This is a genomic window from Pseudomonas sp. MOIL14HWK12:I2 (assembly GCF_000510745.1).
In the GTDB taxonomy this organism is placed as follows: domain Bacteria; phylum Pseudomonadota; class Gammaproteobacteria; order Pseudomonadales; family Pseudomonadaceae; genus Chryseomonas; species Chryseomonas oryzihabitans.
On record NZ_AZOA01000003.1, the window covers coordinates 162,876 to 179,887 of the forward strand.

Below are 17,012 nucleotides of genomic sequence, written 5' to 3' on the forward strand. Positions count from 1 at the left end.
CACTCCGAACAGATGAGCCGACAGTATAAGCCACCCTGGCACGATCTTCGGTGCCGCTCGACCCGCCTTTCCGGTACCGGAACGCATGGCATTCAGCGCCTTTCCAGGCGGGTTCGTCGGATGAACGCCGGCTGACCGCCCCGAACCAAACGTGACCGAATAGTTTTTTTTGTATTCGCAAGCAGGGCCTGCTAAAAGCTGAGTGTGCGCAGGTACTCACTCGGACTTGGGAATCCGCGGAGATAAGCGCTTCTCGCCTTTCAATGGAGCTGCAAGAGCATGAAAACAATAAAACTGACCCTACTTGCATTGGCCGTTTCGAGCGCTTCCGGCTATGCCCTGGCGAACGGTCTGGCTATCAACGAACAAAGTGTCAGCGGGATGGGTACTTCCTTCGCCGGACGCTCTTCCTCCGCGCAGGACGCCTCCACCATCTATGGCAACCCGGCCGGCATGTCGCGCCTGGGTCGCGAGGTGTCCCTGGGCGGTGCCTACATCCATGCCAAGATCGACATCAAGGACGCCAGCGGCCGCTATGCCAACGGCCAGGCCGTTCAGGGCAGCAACGACGGCGACATGGTGCCCAACTCGGTGGTGCCCTTCGGCTACTTCGTGACCCCGGTGGATGACCGCCTGCACTTCGGCCTGGGTGTGTATGTCCCCTATGCGCTGATCAGCAACTACGAGCACGCCTTCCAGGGTCGCTACCAGGGTCAGGCGAGCAAGGTGGAAGTCATCACCATCCAGCCCACCGTCAGCTACAAGATCACCGACAAGGTCTCCATCGGCTTCGGTCCGACCATCAACCGCATCGAAGGCAAGCTCAACAGCAACGTCAACTTCGGCAGCACCCAGGATGGCCAGGTCAAGATCGACGGCGACGACACCGCCTACGGCTTCAACGTCGGCCTGCTCGCGGACCTGACCGATGACCTGACCTTCGGCCTGACCTACCACTCCAAGGTCACCTACAAGCTCAAGGGCAACACCGAGGTCACCGGCGCCAACAGCCAGGCCAGCCCGATCACCAACGCCCTGGTCAGCCGGCTCAACGGCAAGTATGACGCCAGCCTCAACATCACCCTGCCGGAAAGCAGCGACGCCTCCTTCACCTACCGACTGAACAACAACTGGACGATGTACGCCGGTGCCACCTGGACCCGCTGGAGTCGCCTCAAGTCGATCGACGTGGAGAACGAGGGCACCCCCACCCTGCCGGTGCTGGGTTCGCCCCTGGCGACCGTGACGGAAGAGCTCAACTGGAAGGACACCTGGTCCTACGCCGTTGGCGCGGCCTATCAGCTGAATCCCCAGTGGGTGCTGCGCGCGGGCATGGCCATCGACCCCTCGCCGGCCGACAACGGCAACCGCAACGTGCGCATCCCGGTGGGCGATCGCAAGACCTTCTCGGTGGGCGCCGGCTGGTCGCCGACCAAGGACATGACCATCGACGTCGCCTATGCCTACCTCTGGGAAGACGACGTGTCGATCAATCGCCCCGCCACCTCCACCAAGGCCGGCTACAGCGCCAAGTACGACAACAGCGCCCACGGTCTGGGTGCCCAGCTGACCTATCGCTTCTAAGCATCAGGGTCCGCTACCGAAGCCGCCGCCAGGCGGCTTCGTGCTGTCTGGGCCTCAGTCCATCCGCACCACCACCTTGCCAAAGGCGCCCTGCTCCAGATGGGCCAGCGCTGCCGGCAACTCGGCCAGGGCGTATTCGGCCGCCAGCGTCGGCGTGATGCCAGCCTGGTCGATCCAGCGCACCAGATCTTCCAGCGCCCTACGACTGCCGACAGCGATGCCCTGTATGCGCGCCCGTTTCGCGAACAGCGTGGCGCAGGGAATCTGCAGCTGGAATCCTTCCAGAACGCCAACCACGGTGATTACACCGCCTGGGGCCAGGGCCTCCAGGGTCCGTCCCAGGTCGCCACCCGCCACCTCCACGGCGATGTCCACGCCCCGTCCGCCCGTCGCCTGCCACGCCTGCTCGGCCCAATCCGGCTGGGTGCGATCTATCACCTGCTGAATGCCCAGGGCCCGCGCCCGCTCACGCTTGTCGGCACTGGCACTGGTGAGGATCACCTGGGCGCCCAGGCTGAGCGCCAGCTGCGCGGCGAACAGCGAGACGCCCCCGCTGCCCTGTACCAGCACCCACTGACCGGCCTGTAGCCGACCTACCTCGACCAGGCTGTGCCAGGCCGTCAGGCCGGCGCACACCAGGGTACTGGCAGCAACGTCGTCCAGAGTCCGCGGCGCGGCGACGAGATTGTCCTCGTGCACCTCGACATACTGGCTGAGTACCCCAGGCAGATCGGCGCTGCCGAATGCCGCGTCGGCTGCCTGAGCGGGCACGGTCTGGTCGAGCCAGTCACGCCAGAAGGTGTTGATCACCCGTTGGCCGACGCCGACCCGGCTCACCCCTTCACCCACGGCCACGACCTGGCCGGCCAAATCCGATCCCGGCACCAGGGGAAACCGCAGCGGGCTGCCCATGCCGTTCTCCAGAATCAGGCGGTCGCGGTAATTGAGGGACACCGCCCCTACCCGCACCACGACCCGATGGGGGCCAGGTCGAGAGAGGGGCGCTTGGGCCAGCCGCAGATTGGATGAGCCGTAGTGGTGCAGTTGCCATTGCCAGGTGGTGAACGGAAGCATGGGAGGTCCTCAATGAATGATATCCCCCAGCTTATTGAATAGCCAGCCACTCCGGTTGCGCGATAAATTCTCCACATTGCATAGTCAGGCGCGACAATCGACATGATCAGAGCAGACTCCCTGGGCAGCATTGCGGCCTTTGTCCAGGCCGTGCAGTCCGGCAACTTCAGCAGCGCGGCTCAACGGCTGCACCTATCGCGCTCGGCCGTTGGCAAGGCGGTCGCTCGCCTGGAAGAGCAGGTGGGCGTCCCGCTGTTCCAGCGCACCACGCGCAGCCAGAAACTCACCCTGGAAGGCGAGCTGTTCTACCAGCGCTGCCTGCGCATTCTGGCGGAGCTGGAGGGCGCCGAGGACGACCTCGCCCCTGGGCGCCCTACCCCACGCGGCCGACTGCGCCTGAGCATGCCGGTCCTGCTCGGTCGCCGCTGCCTGGCGCCCATCCTGTTCGAGCTGGCTGAGCGCTGGCCGGATCTGCACTTCGAGTTGTCCTTCAACGATCGCAAGGTGGACCTGCTGGAAGAAGGCATCGACCTGGCGATCCGCAGCGGTCCGCTGGACGATACACCCGGCCTGCGCAGCCGGTGGCTGGGCGAGGATCTCATGGTGGTCTGTGCGGCTCCCGCCTGGCTGGCCCGCCATGGAACGCCGCGCACCCTGGATGAACTCGCCCGGCAGCCGGCTGTGCTCTACAGTCGTGGTGTCGAGGGCGCGGGCTGGGTGTTCGAGGACCCGGCGGGCCGGATGCTGGAGGTCCGACCGCCCGCCCGGATCCTGCTGGACGATCTGGACGCCATGCTGCTGGCGACCTGCCGCGGCCTCGGCGTCACGCGCCTGCCGAACTGGCTGGTGGCCCAGGCCTTGCGCGAGGGTCAGCTGGTGGCGCTGAGCTTTGCCGAACGCGCCCGACCCATCGCCCTGCAGGCGGTCTGGGCCGACACGCGACAGTTGCCCGTTCGGGTACGCCTGGTGCTGGACGCCTTGATCGAGCGGCTGCCGCCACTGCTCGCTGCACCGGGAATGGCAGGGCCTGCGCCCTCGCCTACGCCCTGAGTGCCCAGAGGCCCTGTTCCTGCTCGGCGTACCAGCGCTGGAAGTCGTCCAGCGACAGGGCACCGGCCACCAGTTGGCCCTGGATCTGGTCGCAGCCCAGATCGGTGAGCACCTCTAGGGCCTGGCGGGTTTCCACGCCTTCGGCCACCACCCGCAGGCCACGCAACTGGCCCAGCTGGACCAGCAGCCTGATCACCTCCTGGTCCCCGGGCAGCTGGCAGTGCTCGATGAACTGGCGGTCGATCTTCAACTCGTCGATGGGAAAGCTGCTCAGGCAGGCCAGCGAGGAATGCCCGGCGCCGAAGTCGTCCAGCGACAATTCGAAACCCATGGCCTTGAGCTGGCGCAGGCAGTCGAGCACCTGCACCGGATTGCTCATGGCGCGGGATTCGGTGATTTCCAGGCAGAAGCCGGCGGCCATGGCGCCGGTCTCGTCCAGCAGCCGGCCGATGCGGGCGATGAAGGCCGGGTGCTCGAGGTCCAGCAGCGACAGATTGACGTTGAGCTTGAGGGCGCCCAGCTGCCGTTCCCGTTGCAGGCGCATGCAGCGCTCCAGCACCCAGAGGGTGATGTCGCAGATCTTGCGACTCTGTTCGGCGATGCCGACGAAGGCGTCCGGCTTGAGCAGGCCCAGTTCCGGATGCTGCCAGCGGATCAGCACCTCGGCGCCCTCGACGCGGCCGTCGGGCAGCGCGATCTTGGGTTGCAGATAGAGCCGCAGCTGATCGTGGTCCACGGCCAGGTCCAGGGCGTCGAGCATGGCGATGCCGAGCTGCCGCTGACGCTCCTGGTCCGGATCATGGAAGGCGAAGGGCAGCTGGCGCCGGCGCGCGTCCTGCAGCGCGGTCTCGGCGTTGGCCAGCAGGGCTTCGGCGCTGCCGCCATGCTCTGGGTAGCAGGCGATGCCAAAGGTGATGCGCAGGGACACCCGCTGGTTGCCGCTGACGAAGGGCTTCTCCACCAGGTTGCGCAGCGACAGCAGCGCCGCCTCCGCCGAGGCGTCGTCGAACCAGGGCAGCAAGAGGACGAAGGTATCGGCGCCGATCCGCGCCACGCCATTCTCTTCCGGCGCCGCGACCCGCAGCCGGCGGGCCAGGTGGCGCAGGATCTTGTCGCCGCCTTCCTGGCCGAGCAATTCGTTGATGTTGCGGAAGTTGGCCACGTCCAACAGCAGCACGGCGAAGCGTCCGGCCGCGGCGCGCTCGATGCGCTGGCGGATTTCCAGCACCAGCCGCACCTGATTGGGCAGGCGGGTGAGCATGTCGCGAAAGGCCAGCTGGCTGATGCGCCGCTCGCGCGCGGCCAGGGCGGCGCCCATCTGGTTCATGGCGCGGCCCAGCCGGCCGACCGGATCGCGGCCTTCCTTGAGCCCTAGCTGATAGTCACCGTCGGCGATGCGTTCGGTGGCCTGCCCGAGACGGGCCAGATAGCGATTGAGCGCGCCAGCCAGAATCCGGCTGACCAGGGCGCCCATCGCGAAGATGATCGCCCCTATGAGCAGCGAATCCAGCAGAGCCGACTGCTCCGCCGCTGCTATTCCTTCCATGAACATGTCCGCCCCTATGACGACTGCTTGCCCGTCCTGTCCTGGAATGGCCAGGAACAGGGAACGGAAACTGCCAAAGTTATCCTGGTACTCCGCGAAACGCGGTTGATGATCGGCAAACACCGCACCGAGTTCCGGGGGTGCCTGATCGTAGAGCTGGCGATAGTCGCCGAAGTAGCCGACGCGGATTTCCTCCTCGTTGGCCGAATCCATGATGAAGCGAAAGTCTGACCCTTCCTTGACGAAGGCATAGAGCGAGGCCAGTCCGGCCTTGCGGGCATAGCGATCCAGGGTGACAAGCGTCCGCTGATAGCGCTCCGGGTCAGCCTTGGCGGGGTCCTGCAACTGGGCGAGATAGTCCTCGCCGAGGATCTCCGGCAGCGCCAGGGCCGCGCTCATCAGGCGATAGTCGATGCTCTGGCTGCTGGCGTCGCGCGCCTGGCGATAGCTGTGCAGGGTGAACAGCAGGGTACCCAGGGCGTCCACCAGGATGAACGCCAGAAAGAACTTGGCGAACAGGCTGCGAGGCTTGAGGCGGAGCCGCGACGCGGGGGCGACTTCCCGGGGCGAGGCGACGCTGTGAGGCGCATCGGTCATTGGGGCTCCTTGTCCAGCTGACGACGACTCCCTCTGGATCCGCACGTGCCGAGGTGGCTTCGCTGGGCGCGCAACCAGGCGCCTTATTAACCCGTTAACCCGGGTCGTTCAAGGACGGAGATCGCAAAATCCCGGGTATCTCACGCTTGGGCCGATTTTTCAGCCCAGCGTCAGGGCCAGCACGACCAGCACCCCGGCTTCGACGATCTCCAGCAGGGCGCCCGCGGTATCGCCCGTGGTACCGCCAAGCCGCCGGCGCAGGGCGCGACGCACCAGCAGCGCGATCCCGGCGGTCACCAGCAGCGCGGTCAGGCCCTGGGGTAGCAGGACCATGCCCAGAGCCCCCAGCAACAGCACCCGGACCAGGACCTTCCGCGGCAGGTGACGACTGAGCAGCTCGCCCAGACCGCCAGGGCGCACATAGGCGGTGGTCAGCAACAGCCAGGGCAACGCCAGGCGACCGGCCAGCGGCGCCAGCCACAGCGCGGCCGGCGCGTGGGGCAGAAGCACCACCAGGGCGCTCCACTTGAGCAGCAGGGTCAGCAGCAGCGCCAGCACGCCCATGGGGCCGCAGGCCGGATCCTTCATGATGGCCAGGGTCCGCTCGCGGTCACCGTAGCCGCCGATCCAGGCATCCGCCGTGTCGGCCAGGCCGTCCAGATGCAGGCCGCCGGTGAGGACCACCCAGCCGGCCAGCACCAGGGCCGCCTGCAGCAAGACACCGCCCGACGCCCCCAGCCAGGCGATCAGACTGAGCAGCGCCCCCAGCAGCAGGCCGACCGCCGGATACCAGAGCACCGAGCGGCCGACCGCCGCGGCGGGCGGCATGCCGGGCAGGCGCACCGGCAGGCGGGTCAGAAACTGCACGGCGATCAGCAGCGGCAGCGGCATCAGCCCTCCTCCAGCGCCAGCGGCTGCAGGGTCGCGTAGGGCGCCTCGACCTGCAGCAGGTCCTTGGGTGGCAGCCCCCGCTGGCGGGCCAGCAGCAGGCGGATGACGCCGCCATGGGTGACGATCAGGCTGCGCCGGCCCTGCAGCCGTGGCCGCCAGCGCGCCACCGCGCCCAGGACCCGCGCAGCAAAGGCCGCCACGGGCTCGCCCCCGGGCGGGGTATGGGCATAGGGATCGGCCCAGAAGCGGCCCAGGGCGTCCGCGTGGTCCTGCATGAGTTCGGCGGCGGTACGGCCTTCCCAGGCGCCGAAATCCAGTTCGCGCAGATCGGCTTCCACCGCCAGCTCGGCGCCCTGCTCCGCCGCCAGCCACTCGGCGAAGCGCGCGCAACGCTGCTGCGGCGACGTCAGGATCAGCTCGAAAGGCGGCTGCGGGGCGACGGCGGCGCGCAACTGCGCCCAGCCGTGTTCCGCCAGCGGCGGATCGAGGCGTCCACGAAAGCCCTCGGGGCCTTCGGTGACGCCATGGCGCAGCAACCAGCAATCAGTCATGGGCGCGACTGGAGACGCTGGCTTCGGCGAAAGTCGCCATCTCGCTGTGCAGGCGGCAGGACAGCTGCAGCAGCGGCACGGCCAGGGCCGCGCCGCTGCCTTCGCCCAGGCGCAGGCCGAGATCCAGCAGGGGTTCGCCACCCAGCGCCAGCAGCACCGCGGCGTGGCCGGGCTCGGCGCCACAGTGGGCGAACAGCAGCCAGTCGCGGGTATCGGGTTGCAGGTGCTGGGCGCAGAGGGCTGCCACCGAGCAGATGAAGCCGTCGACCAGGGTCGGCAGGCCCTGCTGGGCGCAGGCCATATAGGCACCGGTCAGGGCGGCCAGCTCGAAGCCGCCCAGGCGGCGCAGCAGTTCGTAGGGATCCTCCAGGGCGTCGCCGTGGCGCAACAGGGCGCGCTGGATGACCGCCACCTTGCGCGCCACGCCATCGGCGTCCAGCCCGGTCCCGGGGCCGGCCAGGGCCAGCGGCGAGGTGTCCAGCAGCACGCTGGCAATGGCGCTGGCGGCGGTGGTGTTGCCGATGCCCATCTCGCCACCGATGAACAGGTCGGCGCCGCCGGCACAGGCGCGCAGGACGGCGTCGCGACCGGCCAGCAGCGCCGCCTGGCACTGGTCATGGGTCATGGCCGGGGTCAGGGTGAAGTTGGCGGTACCGCGCCCCAGGGGCAGGTCGATGACGCCGGGCAGCGCTTCCAGCGGCGTGACGGTGCCCAGGTTGATGACTTCCAGAGCAGCATCCAGTTGCCGGGCGAGCACGCTGATGGCTGCCCCGCCGCAGACGAAGTTGCGCACCATCTCGGCGGTCACGGACTGCGGATAGGCCGAGACGCCCTCTTCCACTACCCCGTGATCACCCGCGAAGACCGCGATGGCGGTGCGCTGCAGCAGCGGCCGCGGCGTGCCCTGCAGGGCCGCCAGCTGGATGGCCAGCACTTCCAGATCACCGAGCGAACCGCTCGGCTTGGTCAATACCGTCTGCCGCTGGCGTGCGGCTTCGGCCGCAGCGGTATCGGGTTGGCGGCAGGGTCCTTGCCACCAGGGCATGCTCATAGCGGGGTTCCTTTGAGGGTCAGGGGGAGACCGGCGACGGTCAGCACCACGCGCTCGCAGCGCGCGGCCAGGGCCTGGTGCAATTCGCCGGCGGCATCGACGTAACGGCGGGTCAGCGCGCCCAGCGGGACGACGCCCAGGCCGGTCTCGTTGCTGACGAAGATGAGGTGACCGGGCAACTGCGGCACGAGCTCGAGCAGCTCCGCGCAGGCACGATCGAGGCGCCGGGGATCGTCGAGCAGGAGCAGATTGGTCAGCCAGAGGGTCAGGCAGTCCACCAGCAGGCAGCGCTCCGGCGCCGCCAGGGCCGCCAGACGTTCGGCCAGCGCCAGGGGTTCTTCCACCAGCGCCCAGTGCGCCGGCCGGCGGGCGGCATGGCGCTCGATGCGCCGCGCCAGCTCGGCATCGCTGCCACCGGCAGTGGCGATATAGGTGACGGCAAGGCCGGACTCGGCGGCCAGGCGCTCGGCCAGGGCGCTCTTGCCGGAGCGCGCGCCACCGAGAATGAATTCGCGCATCTAGAGCTCGCAGAGGGCGCGCAGGCGCCCGGTGTCCAGGTGGTGTTCGACCAGATCGGCCAGGCGCTCCAGATCCCGTTCGCGCAGGGCGTGGTAGTCCAGCTGCCGCGGCTCGGCCAGGCCGGCCCAGCGCAGCAGGGCGACGCTGGCGGCTGGCGACTCGAACAGGCCGTGCAGGTAGGTGCCCAGCACCTGGCCGTCGTCGCTGAGGCTGCCGTCGACGCGGCCATCGGCGAAGCGCAGTACCGGGCGCTCCAGGGCCGGGCCCTGGCTGACGCCGGCATGGATCTCGTAGCCGGCCACCTCGGCATTGCCGTCGTTCAGCCAGCCGTGCACGTTGCGCAGCTGCTTTTCCGCCGCCAGTTCGGTGGTCATGGCCAACAGGCCCAGACCGGCGCTGTCACCCGGCGCGCCTTCCAGCCCGAGGGGATCGGCGATCCGCTCGCCAAGCATTTGGAAGCCGCCGCAGATGCCCAGCACCCGTCCCCCGTATCTCAGGTGACGGGCGATGGCCGTATCCCAGCCCTGGGCGCGCAGGAAGGCCAGGTCGCCGCGCACGCTCTTGGAGCCGCCGAGGATGATCAGGTCGGCAGCGGGCAATTCCTCGCCCTGGCGGACAAACAGCAATTCCACCTGGGGATGCAGGCGCAGGGGATCGAAATCGGTGTGGTTGCTCAGCCGCGGCATCACCGGCACCGCCACCCGCAGGCGCGGTCCCTGCTTGGCGACCTGGCCGGTGGCCAGGCGATCCTCGGCTTCCAGGTGCAGGTCGTGCAGATAGGGCAGCACGCCGAGCACCGGCTTGCCGGTACGGGCTTCGAGCCAGTCCAGCCCGGGTTGCAGCAGGGCCAGGTCGCCACGGAAGCGGTTGATGATGAAGCCGGCGACGCGCGCCTGTTCGCTGGGTTCGAGCAGGTCCAGGGTGCCGACCAGATGGGCGAAGACGCCGCCGCGGTCGATGTCCGCCACCAGCAGCACCGGGCAGTCCACCGCCTCGGCGAAGCCCATGTTGGCGATGTCGCCCTGGCGCAGGTTGATCTCGGCCGGCGAACCGGCGCCTTCCACCAGCACCACCTGATAGCGCTCGGCCAATCGCGCATGGGAGGCCAGCACCGCTTCCCGCGCCACCGGTTTGTAGGCGTGATAGGCCTTGGCATCCATGCTGGTGACGGCGCGACCATGGATGATCACCTGGGCGCCGACATCGGTATTGGGCTTGAGCAGCACCGGATTCATGTCGGTATGGGGCGCCAGGCCACAGGCCTGGGCCTGAACCGCCTGGGCGCGGCCGATCTCGCCGCCATCGGCGGTCACGGCGCTGTTGAGCGCCATGTTCTGCGGCTTGAAGGGCACCACGGCCACGCCCTGGCGATAGAGCCAGCGGCACAGGGCGGCCACCAGGGTGCTCTTGCCGGCGTCGGAGGTGGTGCCCTGCACCATCAGCGTACTCATAGGGGACTCCGGTAGCTGGCGAGGCCCTGGTCCAGGCGCTGCCAGCCGGCCTCGTCGCCGGGCAGACCGAATCTTAGAGCGCCAAGCGCGGGAAACAGACGGGTCAGGATGGCCTGGCGGGCCAGGTGTTCGTGCAGAGCCGCGACATCCGGGCGCTGCAGCAATTGAAACAGGGCACAGCCGCCGCTGGGCAGCAGATCATGGCTAGCGAGCACCGCGGCCAGCCGCTCGCCGGCCTCGAGCAACGCCTCGCGCTGACGCTGCTGGCCCGACTGATCGGCCAGCAGCTGCCGGGCGAGATAACGACTGGGGCCGTTCACCGTCCAGGGCCCCACCTGCTCGTCCAGCTGCGCCAGCAGGCTCGGCGCCGCCAGCACGAAGCCCAGCCGCATCCCGGCCAGTCCGAAGAATTTGCCAAAGGAGCGCAGCACGATCAGGCCGGGCAGATCGCTGAAGGGCGCAAGGCTTGCCCCCGGGGTGGGATCCATGAAGGCCTCGTCCACCACCAGCCAGCCACCCCGGCGTTCGAGCCGGGCGTGCCAGTCCAGCAACCGGGCGGGCGACAGGCGCTCGCCGGTGGGGTTATTGGGATTGACCACCACCACCACGTCCAGCTGGTCGAGATGGGTCGCGATGCCTGTCTCGTCCCACTCCAGCACCTCGTGCCCGGCGCGACGCCAGGCCAGGGCATGCTCGGCATAACAGGGCGCCAGCACCGCGACCCGCGCGGATGGACGCAGGGTCGGCAGCGCCTGGATGGCGGCCTGGGAGCCGGCCACCGGCAGAGCCGCGCTGGCCCGGTAGCAGGCGCAGGCGGCTTCCACCAGGCCGTCGTCGGGCTCGGGCAGCCGTGCCCAGGCGCTGGCGGGAATCTCCGGCAGCGGCCAGGGCCAGGGAGCCAGGCCGGTGGACAGGTCCAGCCAGTCGCCCAGGGGAATGTCGTAGGTGCGCGCCGCGCGCCTCAGGCGACCGCCGTGCTCAAGCAAGCAGCAGTCCTCCCAGGGCGATCAGTGCGGTCCACAACCAGGCGCCACGGCGGACCAATTTCAGGGCGCGGGTGATGGCCAGGAAGGTCGGCGCCGGGCCACGGCCCAGCACCGGGCGCTCGTGCCACTCGCCGTGGTAGCGGGCCGGACCGCCCAGGCTCACGCCCAGGGCACCGGCACCGGCCGCCATCACCGGGCCGGCGTTGGGGCTGTCCCACAGCGGCGCCTGGGTCCGCCAGCTTTCGATGGCGCTCCAGAAACGGCCGAGGCCGGCATAGGTCAGGGCCACCAGGCGCGCGGGGATATAGTTGAGGACATCGTCCAGGCGCGCCGCGGCCCAGCCGAAACGCTCCAGGCGCGGCGTGCGATAGCCCCACATGGCGTCCAGGGTATTGGCCAGGCGATAGAGCACCACGCCGGGTGCGCCGAGCAGGGCGAACCAGAACAGCGCGGCGAAGACCGCATCGCTGCCGTTCTCCAGCACCGATTCGGTGGCGGCGCGGGCCACGGCGGTCTCGTCCAGCTCGCTGGTTTCGCGACTGACCAGATAGCCGACCCGACGCCGCGCCTCGGGCAGGTTGTTGCGTTGCAGGGCGCGCGCCACCGGCTCGGCGTGCTCGCCCAGGCTGCGCAGTCCCACGGCCAGATACAGCGCCAGGGGCTGGATGATCCAGGCCAGCCAGCCGATCTGGCAGAGCAAGGCGGTGAGCAGCACCCAAGGCAACACGGCCAGGCTCCAGGCCATCACGCCATGGCTGCGCCAGCCGCGCCCGCCGGGATTGAAGCGGGCCTCCAGGCTATCGGCCAGGCGCCCGAACAGGACCAGGGGATGGGCGCGGCGGGGTTCGCCGAGCAGCAGGTCGAGCAGCATGCCGCCGACGACCGCGAAGGCCAGCATCATGGCTTCTGGCCCCAGCGGTTCTCGAAGACCAGTTCCTCCAGCGGCCGCCCCTGGCGCCAGCCCTCCTCTTCCAGCATGGGCCGCGGGTAGAAGGCTTCCACCGGCCCCAAGCAGAGGATGGCCGCCGGCTGGGCGCCTTCCGGCATCTCCAGCAGGCTGCGCACGGCTTCCGGTTCGAACAGCGACACCCAGCCCATGCCCAGGCCTTCGCAGCGGGCGGCCAGCCAGAGATTCTGGATGGCGCAGGACAGCGAGGCCAGGTCCATCTCCGGCAGGGTACGGCGGCCGAAGACGTGGGCTTCGCGGCCGTCCATGAGCGCCGCCACCAGCACCTCGGCGCAGTCGAGGATGCCCTGCACCTTGAGCTTCATGAAGTCGTCGCTGCGCTCGCCAAGGGCCTCGGCGGTGGCGCAGCGCTCTTCTTCCACCAATTCGTGCAGGCGCTGGCGCAGGGCTGGATCGCTGATGCGCAGGAAGCGCCAGGGCTGCATCAGTCCGACGCTGGGCGCCTGGTGCGCAGCGCCCAGCAGACGGGCCAGTTGTTCGGGAGGCACCTCGCCACCGCAGAAATGGCGCATGTCGCGGCGCTCGGCGATGGCTCGGTAGACGGCGGCTTGGTCGGCGGGGGTATAGGGGGTCGTGGTCACGGCTTGAGCATCGCGGCGGCCGCGGCGGGTGCCGACGGCATGTAGAAGTGAATATAGCTGGCGGTGAGGCGACCGTCTCGGTAGACCGCCTCGGCCACCGCCTTGCCGTTGGGGCACAGCCCGCGCGCCCAGGGCGTCTCGGGTGACTCCAGGGCGGAGTGGTGATAGGTGTGGCCGCGCAGGGTGCCCTGTTCGAAATCCACCGACTGCAGGGCCAGGGCGGTGAGTCGCGCCTGCATCCGCGCGCTGCCCGGCAGCAGCCCGAGCAGGCTGGCGGATTCGCCGGCCTTGTCGGTCAGTTCGTCGAGCAGATAGAGCATGCCGCCGCACTCGGCGAGGATCGGCTTGCCCGCTGCGTGGTGGGCGCGGATGGCCGCGCGCATGCCCAGGTTGTTGGACAGCGTCTGCAGGTGCAGCTCGGGATAGCCGCCCGGCAGATAAAGGCTGTCCACCGCCGGCAGCGTCGTGTCGGCCAGCACGGAAAAGAACTGCAGCTCGGCGCCCAGGGCGCGCAAGAGATCCAGGTTGGCCTGGTAGATGAAGGCTAGCGCCGCATCCCGGGCCACGCCAATCCGCACTCCGGCTAGCAGTGGCTCGACCGCGGTCGGCTCCGGCGCGGCGAAGGCCACGGGCGGCGGCAATTCGATGTCGGAACTGGCGCCCAGGGCATCGGCCGCCATGTCCAGACGGCGATCCAGGTCGGTGACCTCGTCGGCCTGGATCAGCCCCAGGTGACGACTCGGCAATTCGATGCCGGCATCGCGCGGCAGGCTACCAAAGAAGGTCATGCCCGCCGGCAGGCTGCCGCGGATCAGCTGGGTCTGCCGCGGACTGCCGCTGCGATTGGCCAGCACCCCGGCGAAGGGCAGACTCGGCCGGTAATGGGCGAGGCCATAGGCCAGGGCGCCAAAGGTCTGCGCCAGTCCGGCGGCGTCGATCACGCCCAGCACCGGTACGCCAAAGCGCTCGGCGAGGTCGGCCGCGGAGGGCTGGCCGTCAAACAGCCCCATGACGCCTTCGATGAGGATGAGATCCGCCTCCCCCGCCGCTTCCCACAGCAGGCGCCGGCTCTCGGCCTCGCCGATCATCCACAGATCGAGCTGGTAAACCGGCGCGCCGCTGGCGCGGGCCAGAATCATCGGATCGAGAAAGTCCGGGCCGCACTTGAACACCCGTACCCGCCGCCCCTGGCGGGCGTGCAGCCGGGCCAGGGCCGCGGTGACGCTGGTCTTGCCCTGACCCGAGGCCGGGGCGGCGATCAGCAGCGCCGGGCAATGCCGCGTCTCGCCTACCATTCGATGCCCTGCTGGGCGCGGACGCCGGCCTGGAAGGCGTGCTTGACCAGACTCATGTCGGTCACGGTGTCGGCGGCCTCGACCAATGCCTGTGGCGCACCGCGGCCGGTCACCACCACGTGCTGATGAGCCGGACGCCCGGCCAGGTCGGCCAGCACCTGGTCGACCTCCAGGTAGCCATGCTTGAAGGCGATGTTGAGTTCGTCCAGCAGCACCAGGCCGATGGCCGGATCGCGCAAGAGCTCCACCGCCACCGCCCAGGCCGCGGCCGCCGACTGCAGGTCGCGGGCCCGGTCCTGGGTGTCCCAGGTGAAGCCCTCACCCATGACGTGGTAGCGCACCTCGTCCGGGAACCGCTTGAAGAAGAGTTGCTCGCCGGTATCGCGGCGGCCCTTGATGAACTGCACCACGCCCACCTTCATGCCGTGGCCGAGGGCGCGCGCCGCCATGCCGAAGGCGGAGCTGCTCTTGCCCTTGCCGATGCCGGTATGCACCAGCAGCAGGCCGCGTTCGTCCTGGGCTTCGGCGATGCGGGCGTCGATCACCGCCTTCTTGCGCACCATGCGCGCGCGGTGGCGCTCGTCGCGCTCGGGGCTGGTCGAATCGGGGGTGTCGGTCATGGATGGTTCTCCGGGTGCGGGCGCGGCGGAGAAACGGGCAGAGACGCCGCCCGCGCAAGGCAGGTGGCGACGCCGCGCGACGCCCTCCGCATCGCCGAGATGAACGCAAGCGTGGCCGGTCTCCGGGCTGGTGAGCCGATGCCCTAAGGGCATCCGCTGCGCCCCTTCCCGGCCAGGGCCAGTGGGCATCGCGCAGCTACTGCTCAACTACCGTTGCGGGGGCAGCGCCGGCTCGACCGGCTTCCCTGTTTCACCCCGCTCCAGGCGGGGCACCACGTGCAAGGGCGCAGGGTACGGACTAGCCGGGAGAGCGTCAATCGATGGCGCCGCCCGAACTCGGCGTCGCGCGGACGGGTCCACCCTAGACACCCACCGCCAGGAGCTACCGGATGAACGATGCCACCCTCGCCGCCTGCATCAAGGCCTGCCTCGATTGCGCCGCCGCCTGCGAAACCTGCGCCAGCGCCTGCCTGGGCGAAGCCAATCTGGACATGATGCGTGACTGCGTCCGTCTGGATCGCGATTGCGCCGACGCCTGCCGCCTGGCCGCCACCTTCATGCAGCGCGGCAGCGACCGCATCGCCGAAGCCTGCGCCCTGTGCCTGGCCACCTGCCGTGCCTGCGCCGCCGAATGCGGCAAGCACAAGGCTGAGCATTGCCAGGCCTGCGCCCGGGCCTGCGCAGCCTGCGCCGACGCCTGCGCGGCCATGGCCGCCTGAGGCGGCTGCCGATAACCGTATCCGCTGAGCGCCGGCTGCCGTGCTGCGCGCTCTGGTCGCAGCCGAATCCCGCACAGGAAGCCGCCGCTCGGGCGTTCGGCATTGGCATTACCCGGCGACGCCAGGGATAATGCCCGCCCTTTCATCGATATCCAGGCCTTCGCCATGACCGATACCAACCAAGATCCCCGTTTGAGCCGCATGAAGCGTCGCCTGCGCAAGAAGCAGTACCTGGGCGAATTCCAGGAACTGGCCTTTGAAATCAAGGTGAGCTTCAAGAACGAACTCAGCGAAGACGATCTGGACACCTTCCTGGGCGACTTCATCGACTACGTCGAAGAGCGCAAGCTGGACTACATCGGCGGCTTCGACAACGCCTGGGTCGAAGGCACCATCATGGCCAACAAGCGCTACACCTCGCCCACCGCGGAAGACCGTACCGCGCTGCTGGACTGGCTCAAGGCCCGCGCCGAAGTCGGCGAAGCCAACGCCTCCGATCTGCATGACGCCTGGCACCACGACGGCGAAGTCTAACTAGCCTTCGCCGGATAGCTTGGCGTCCGTTGCGGTCGTAAAGGGGAATCCGTTGGAAACCAGGTCCTCATGACGACCCTCCTGCAAATCTCCGATACCCACTTCGGCACCGAGCAACCCGCCGTGGTCGCGGCCCTGGAAGCCCATGTCCGCGAACACGGCGCCGATGTCCTCATCCTTTCCGGGGACATCACCCAGCGCGCCCGGCGCGAGCAATTCGCCGCCGCCAAGACCTTCGTCGAACGCCTGGAAAGCTACGGCATTCCCCGCACCCTGGTGATCCCGGGCAATCACGACCTGCCGCTGTACAATGTCTTCGCTCGTTTCCTGACGCCCTATGGCAACTATCGCCGCCATTTCGGCCAGGACCTCGAGCCCAGTTTCGAGAACGACGAGCTCCTGCTGGTCGGACTCAACACCACCGCCCCGCGACGCCACAAGGATGGCGCGGTGAGCACCGAGCAGATTGAGCGCGTCGCCGAACGCCTGCGCCGCGCAGGCCCGGGCAAGTTGCGCATCGTCATCGCCCACCAGCCCTTCGGCGCCCTCGAACTCAGCGACCTGAGCAATCTGCAGCACAATGCCGATCACGCCCTGGCCACCTGGGCCGATGCCGGCCTGGATCTGGTGATGGGCGGCCATATCCACCTGCCCTATGTGCTGCCGCTGAGTCGCCAGTACCCCACCCTCCCCCGCGAGGTCTGGATCGTGCAGGCCGGCACCGCCCTCTCATCGCGCGTGCGCGGCACCTCGCCCAACTCCTTCAATCGCCTGCTGGTCGGCGAAGGAACGGAGAAGACCGTGGACGTGGAGCGCTGGGACTTCCAGGGCGATCGTTTCGTCGTCGGCGAGCGTCACGCACTGCGCTGGCAGGCCGCGCAGGACGCCCTCGCGGAAGGCTGAGGCGTCCGACCGGGACGCCTATGCGCGCTCGCGCGCACTTCCAGCAATGGAAATTGATTCAAGCTGTTGAAACGGCTGGCAGGCCACGGGCGC

Annotated in this window: 17 protein-coding genes and 1 riboswitch; of the genes, 5 read left to right on the forward strand and 12 right to left on the reverse strand. The window is 68.8% G+C overall.

Annotated elements, in window-relative coordinates; translation table 11 throughout:
* Positions 1-279 precede the first annotated feature (279 nt).
* Positions 280-1,584 (forward strand): OmpP1/FadL family transporter, encoded by a 1,305-nt coding sequence (locus PSK12I2_RS0100810; protein ID WP_027596920.1) that lies wholly within the window; start codon positions 280-282, stop codon positions 1,582-1,584.
* Positions 1,585-1,638: 54 nt separating this feature from the next.
* Here the strand turns inward: PSK12I2_RS0100810 and PSK12I2_RS0100815 are convergent, their stop codons facing one another.
* Positions 1,639-2,658: an NAD(P)-dependent alcohol dehydrogenase gene (locus tag PSK12I2_RS0100815; RefSeq protein ID WP_027596921.1), complete on the reverse strand. Its 1,020-nt coding sequence runs from the start codon at positions 2,656-2,658 to the stop codon at positions 1,639-1,641.
* 102 nt (positions 2,659-2,760) lie between these two features.
* On the opposite strand from PSK12I2_RS0100815, the gene PSK12I2_RS0100820 reads away from it, so the two are divergent.
* Entirely contained in the window at positions 2,761-3,708 is a 948-nt protein-coding gene (locus PSK12I2_RS0100820) for a LysR family transcriptional regulator (RefSeq protein WP_037007452.1), read from the forward strand.
* On the opposite strand, the gene PSK12I2_RS0100825 is transcribed toward PSK12I2_RS0100820, so the two are convergent.
* The 11 genes from PSK12I2_RS0100825 to cobO all read right to left on the reverse strand — a co-directional run bounded on the left by PSK12I2_RS0100825 (position 3,698) and on the right by cobO (position 14,763).
* Positions 3,698-5,851, reverse strand: coding sequence for a bifunctional diguanylate cyclase/phosphodiesterase (locus tag PSK12I2_RS0100825; protein WP_027596923.1), 2,154 nt, complete (start codon positions 5,849-5,851; stop codon positions 3,698-3,700). The two genes, PSK12I2_RS0100820 and PSK12I2_RS0100825, sit on opposite strands and share 11 nt — an antisense overlap.
* 159 nt (positions 5,852-6,010) lie before the next feature.
* The gene (locus PSK12I2_RS0100830; protein WP_027596924.1) at positions 6,011-6,742 is read right to left on the reverse strand and encodes an adenosylcobinamide-GDP ribazoletransferase; all 732 of its coding nucleotides are present in this window, start codon (positions 6,740-6,742) and stop codon (positions 6,011-6,013) included.
* Complete coding sequence (locus PSK12I2_RS0100835) at positions 6,742-7,293, reverse strand: histidine phosphatase family protein (RefSeq protein WP_027596925.1); 552 nt, start codon at positions 7,291-7,293, stop codon at positions 6,742-6,744. The genes PSK12I2_RS0100830 and PSK12I2_RS0100835 overlap by 1 nt, the downstream gene beginning before the upstream one ends.
* On the reverse strand, positions 7,286-8,344 hold the full coding sequence (gene cobT / locus PSK12I2_RS0100840; RefSeq protein WP_027596926.1) for a nicotinate-nucleotide--dimethylbenzimidazole phosphoribosyltransferase: 1,059 nt from the start codon (positions 8,342-8,344) through the stop codon (positions 7,286-7,288). Before cobT ends, PSK12I2_RS0100835 begins: the two co-directional genes overlap by 8 nt.
* On the reverse strand, positions 8,341-8,862 hold the full coding sequence (gene cobU, locus PSK12I2_RS0100845) for a bifunctional adenosylcobinamide kinase/adenosylcobinamide-phosphate guanylyltransferase (RefSeq protein ID WP_027596927.1): 522 nt from the start codon (positions 8,860-8,862) through the stop codon (positions 8,341-8,343). Before cobU ends, cobT begins: the two co-directional genes overlap by 4 nt.
* Positions 8,863-10,314, reverse strand: coding sequence for a cobyric acid synthase (locus PSK12I2_RS0100850; protein WP_027596928.1), 1,452 nt, complete (start codon positions 10,312-10,314; stop codon positions 8,863-8,865).
* Complete coding sequence (gene cobD / locus PSK12I2_RS0100855; RefSeq protein WP_027596929.1) at positions 10,311-11,300, reverse strand: threonine-phosphate decarboxylase CobD; 990 nt, start codon at positions 11,298-11,300, stop codon at positions 10,311-10,313. Before cobD ends, PSK12I2_RS0100850 begins: the two co-directional genes overlap by 4 nt.
* Positions 11,293-12,201: an adenosylcobinamide-phosphate synthase CbiB gene (cbiB, locus tag PSK12I2_RS0100860; RefSeq protein ID WP_027596930.1), complete on the reverse strand. Its 909-nt coding sequence runs from the start codon at positions 12,199-12,201 to the stop codon at positions 11,293-11,295. Before cbiB ends, cobD begins: the two co-directional genes overlap by 8 nt.
* Complete coding sequence (gene bluB, locus PSK12I2_RS0100865; protein WP_027596931.1) at positions 12,198-12,848, reverse strand: 5,6-dimethylbenzimidazole synthase; 651 nt, start codon at positions 12,846-12,848, stop codon at positions 12,198-12,200. Before bluB ends, cbiB begins: the two co-directional genes overlap by 4 nt.
* The gene (locus PSK12I2_RS0100870) at positions 12,845-14,143 is read right to left on the reverse strand and encodes a cobyrinate a,c-diamide synthase (RefSeq protein ID WP_027596932.1); all 1,299 of its coding nucleotides are present in this window, start codon (positions 14,141-14,143) and stop codon (positions 12,845-12,847) included. Before PSK12I2_RS0100870 ends, bluB begins: the two co-directional genes overlap by 4 nt.
* Complete coding sequence (gene cobO / locus PSK12I2_RS0100875; protein WP_027596933.1) at positions 14,137-14,763, reverse strand: cob(I)yrinic acid a,c-diamide adenosyltransferase; 627 nt, start codon at positions 14,761-14,763, stop codon at positions 14,137-14,139. Before cobO ends, PSK12I2_RS0100870 begins: the two co-directional genes overlap by 7 nt.
* A gap of 95 nt (positions 14,764-14,858) precedes the next feature.
* Positions 14,859-15,055: riboswitch (cobalamin riboswitch) on the reverse strand.
* A gap of 97 nt (positions 15,056-15,152) precedes the next feature.
* On the opposite strand from cobO, the gene PSK12I2_RS0100880 reads away from it, so the two are divergent.
* The 3 genes from PSK12I2_RS0100880 (at position 15,153) to PSK12I2_RS0100890 (ending at position 16,919) form a co-directional block, all read left to right on the forward strand.
* A complete protein-coding gene (locus PSK12I2_RS0100880) occupies positions 15,153-15,482 on the forward strand; it encodes a four-helix bundle copper-binding protein (RefSeq protein WP_027596934.1) in 330 nt (109 codons plus the stop codon).
* A gap of 165 nt (positions 15,483-15,647) precedes the next feature.
* On the forward strand, positions 15,648-16,016 hold the full coding sequence (locus PSK12I2_RS0100885; RefSeq protein WP_037007217.1) for a YggL family protein: 369 nt from the start codon (positions 15,648-15,650) through the stop codon (positions 16,014-16,016).
* Positions 16,017-16,085: 69 nt separating this feature from the next.
* Complete coding sequence (locus tag PSK12I2_RS0100890) at positions 16,086-16,919, forward strand: metallophosphoesterase (RefSeq protein ID WP_027596936.1); 834 nt, start codon at positions 16,086-16,088, stop codon at positions 16,917-16,919.
* Positions 16,920-17,012: the final 93 nt, after the last annotated feature.

What these genes read in the sequence shown, in the direction of transcription:
- PSK12I2_RS0100810 (WP_027596920.1), top strand. Translation starts at nt 280, where the DNA reads ATGAAAACAATAAAACTGACCCTACTTGCATTGGCCGTTTCGAGCGCT.
- PSK12I2_RS0100815 (WP_027596921.1), bottom strand. Translation starts at nt 2,658, where the DNA reads ATGCTTCCGTTCACCACCTGGCAATGGCAACTGCACCACTACGGCTCA.
- PSK12I2_RS0100820 (WP_037007452.1), top strand. Translation starts at nt 2,761, where the DNA reads ATGATCAGAGCAGACTCCCTGGGCAGCATTGCGGCCTTTGTCCAGGCC.
- PSK12I2_RS0100825 (WP_027596923.1), bottom strand. Translation starts at nt 5,851, where the DNA reads ATGACCGATGCGCCTCACAGCGTCGCCTCGCCCCGGGAAGTCGCCCCC.
- PSK12I2_RS0100830 (WP_027596924.1), bottom strand. Translation starts at nt 6,742, where the DNA reads ATGCCGCTGCCGCTGCTGATCGCCGTGCAGTTTCTGACCCGCCTGCCG.
- PSK12I2_RS0100835 (WP_027596925.1), bottom strand. Translation starts at nt 7,293, where the DNA reads ATGACTGATTGCTGGTTGCTGCGCCATGGCGTCACCGAAGGCCCCGAG.
- cobT (WP_027596926.1), bottom strand. Translation starts at nt 8,344, where the DNA reads ATGAGCATGCCCTGGTGGCAAGGACCCTGCCGCCAACCCGATACCGCT.
- cobU (WP_027596927.1), bottom strand. Translation starts at nt 8,862, where the DNA reads ATGCGCGAATTCATTCTCGGTGGCGCGCGCTCCGGCAAGAGCGCCCTG.
- PSK12I2_RS0100850 (WP_027596928.1), bottom strand. Translation starts at nt 10,314, where the DNA reads ATGAGTACGCTGATGGTGCAGGGCACCACCTCCGACGCCGGCAAGAGC.
- cbiB (WP_027596930.1), bottom strand. Translation starts at nt 12,201, where the DNA reads ATGATGCTGGCCTTCGCGGTCGTCGGCGGCATGCTGCTCGACCTGCTG.
- PSK12I2_RS0100870 (WP_027596932.1), bottom strand. Translation starts at nt 14,143, where the DNA reads ATGGTAGGCGAGACGCGGCATTGCCCGGCGCTGCTGATCGCCGCCCCG.
- cobO (WP_027596933.1), bottom strand. Translation starts at nt 14,763, where the DNA reads ATGACCGACACCCCCGATTCGACCAGCCCCGAGCGCGACGAGCGCCAC.
- PSK12I2_RS0100880 (WP_027596934.1), top strand. Translation starts at nt 15,153, where the DNA reads ATGAACGATGCCACCCTCGCCGCCTGCATCAAGGCCTGCCTCGATTGC.
- PSK12I2_RS0100885 (WP_037007217.1), top strand. Translation starts at nt 15,648, where the DNA reads ATGACCGATACCAACCAAGATCCCCGTTTGAGCCGCATGAAGCGTCGC.
- PSK12I2_RS0100890 (WP_027596936.1), top strand. Translation starts at nt 16,086, where the DNA reads ATGACGACCCTCCTGCAAATCTCCGATACCCACTTCGGCACCGAGCAA.